3 protein-coding genes are annotated in these 1,289 nt (G+C 42.5%); all 3 read left to right on the top strand.

The annotated features are described in order from the left end of the window. Nucleotides 1–35 precede the first annotated feature (35 nt). On the top strand, nucleotides 36–176 hold the full coding sequence (locus QUB44_RS31380) for a hypothetical protein (RefSeq protein WP_445299948.1): 141 nt from the start codon (nucleotides 36–38) through the stop codon (nucleotides 174–176). A 134-nt stretch (nucleotides 177–310) separates the two neighbouring features. Further along, complete coding sequence (locus tag QUB44_RS30905; RefSeq protein ID WP_333373746.1) at nucleotides 311–1,060, top strand: DUF6444 domain-containing protein; 750 nt, start codon at nucleotides 311–313, stop codon at nucleotides 1,058–1,060. Next, nucleotides 1,050–1,289: IS66 family transposase (locus tag QUB44_RS30900; protein ID WP_333373744.1), on the top strand; the 240-nt coding region annotated here is incomplete at its 3' end. The genes QUB44_RS30905 and QUB44_RS30900, both read left to right, overlap by 11 nt.

Here is a 1,289-nt window from a genome sequence, read left to right as displayed (position 1 = left end):
AGAGATATTACAGTGGCAAGCAAAAGTGCCATACAGTGAAATCACAGGTCTTGGTAAATCAAAAAACGAAAGAAATTCTCTGTATCGCAGTCACGAAAGGGAAGGTACACGATTTTAGAATTTGGAAAGAAAGTCAGATAGACTACCGGAAAAAAGACAGAACTATTAGCAGATAAGGGATATCAGGGGATTGACAAGATTCATCCTCATAGCCGAACTCCCATCAAAAAGACTAAGAAAAAGCCTTTAAGTAAAGGTAAGGATTCAGGTCAAAAAAGACTTAAGTGTCAAAAACTGGTAAAATAAACGAATGAAAAAGCCCGCAGCCACCAGACAGAAAGAAAAAACCCAAATCGAGCAGTTGAGCCAAGCTGAACTGGTAGAACTGGTACTGGGGCTGCAAAAAATCATTGAAGAATTGCAAGAAAAACTAGCGATTGCTACGGGCAAAAATCAAACCACCAGTCAAACTTCATCAAAACCTCCATCAACGGATCTACTCCAAAAACCAGAGAAACCAACAGTCAAACCAGAAGCAGACCAGAAAAAGAAACCAGGTGGACAACCAGGTCATCAGGGGAAAACCCGAAAAGGGTTTGGACGAGTAGACAGAACCGAAATTAGCTCACCCAGCATCTGTCAAAATTGTGGTAGTCAAGAATTAAGTGAAGTAATTAACATCCACAGGCAGCAAGTAGCAAGTCTAGTCGCCAAACCAATCGAGGTCGTCGAATATCAGACACAATCGTGTAAATGCCTCGAATGTGGTGCAGTAGTTAGAGGAGAACCACCCCTGGGAATAGTTCCAGGACAAGACTTAAGTGTTAATCTGCAAGCACTATTAGTCTGGCTAGGTAATTATGGGCATCTTTCCTACGAAAAGCTGACTGAGCTTTTGTGGGAACTCGGCAGGATTGAAGTGGGAGTAGGAACATTGCAAAAAACCAATCAACGAGTAGCAACAGCAGTCAAGCCAGCGATTAATGCACTGTGGGAATGGGCACCTCTTCAATCAAATGTTCATGTAGATGAAACACTAAGAGTGTGTCATGGGGGTTAAAGAATGGTTATGGACAGCTAGTGGAGAAGGATTCTGTTTATTTCATGCCGCAGATACCAGGGGGCGTGTGGAATTGGAAACCATGCTGGGTACAGAATTTGCTGGAGTTTTAAGCTCAGATGATTTCAGTGTTTATAATGGTGGCACAATCACAGCCCAACAGAAGTGTCTGGCTCATTTACGACGGCATTTTAAGAAAGTGCTGGGACTTCCTGGCAATAATAATGCA

Source organism: Microcoleus sp. AT3-D2, from assembly GCF_036705715.1.
Classification (GTDB): domain Bacteria; phylum Cyanobacteriota; class Cyanobacteriia; order Cyanobacteriales; family Microcoleaceae; genus Microcoleus.
This window is presented reverse-complemented; position numbering and strand designations above follow the sequence as displayed.

Excerpts from the sequence above, each read along its gene's own strand:
- QUB44_RS30905 (WP_333373746.1), top strand. The coding sequence starts at position 311 with ATGAAAAAGCCCGCAGCCACCAGACAGAAAGAAAAAACCCAAATCGAG.